1 protein-coding gene is annotated in these 820 nt (G+C 70.2%); it reads right to left on the bottom strand.

What is annotated here, in order from left to right; all coding sequences use genetic code 11:
• Window positions 1-820, bottom strand: an 820-nt coding sequence (locus tag LO50_RS23530) for a sigma-54 interaction domain-containing protein (protein ID WP_044316554.1), incomplete at both ends; no start/stop codon positions are given.

Raw genomic sequence — 820 nt, 5'->3', positions numbered from 1 at the left:
GCAGTTCTTCGAGACTGGCTGCCGCTGCGGCTTGAACAGGTGGAGACACGGCTGCCAGGTGGCTGCTGGCGTCTACCGGGCGTGCCTGATCGCCGAGCAATGGCATCAAGTGTGCCGCCTGCAGCTGCGGGCCGTCGGCGGACAGTTGCGCGCGTTCCAGCAGGTTGCCCAGCTCGCGCACGTTGCCGCGCCAGGGCTGCGCACAGAGTAGCGCTAGCGCTTCGGGGCTCAGCTCCATGGGCGGCTGGCCGGAGCGGTTGGCGATGTCGTCGAGCAGGTGCTCGACCACGGCGGGGATGTCGCTGGCGCGCTCGCGCAACGGCGGCACGCGCAGGGCGAGCACGTTGAGGCGGTAGTAGAGATCGTCGCGGAACTGGCCGGCGGCGACCTTGGCTTCCAGGTCGATATGCGTCGCGGCAATCACCCGCACGTTGAGCGCCTTGACCTGGTTGGAGCCGAGCGGCTCGACCTCCTGTTCCTGCAGCACGCGCAGCAGCTTGGCCTGTAGCGGCAGGGGCAGGTCGCCGATCTCGTCGAGGAACAGCGTGCCGCCATTGGCCACCTCGAACTTGCCGATGCGCGCCTTGCGGTCGGCGCCGGTAAAGGCGCCGGGGGCCGTGCCGAACAGCTCGGCCTCGACCAGGCTTTCCGGAATCGCCGCGACGTTCACCGCGACGAAGGGCCCGCGTGCCCGCGGTGAGAGGTTGTGGATGCCCTGGGCCAGCAGCTCCTTGCCGGTGCCGGTTTCGCCGCGCAGCAGCACGGTGGCATCGAGCTGCGCGGCGCGCCGCGCCTGGCGCTTGATCTCGCTGGCGGCCGG

It is taken from the genome of Stutzerimonas stutzeri (assembly GCF_000935215.1).
Lineage (GTDB): Bacteria > Pseudomonadota > Gammaproteobacteria > Pseudomonadales > Pseudomonadaceae > Stutzerimonas.
This window is presented reverse-complemented; position numbering and strand designations above follow the sequence as displayed.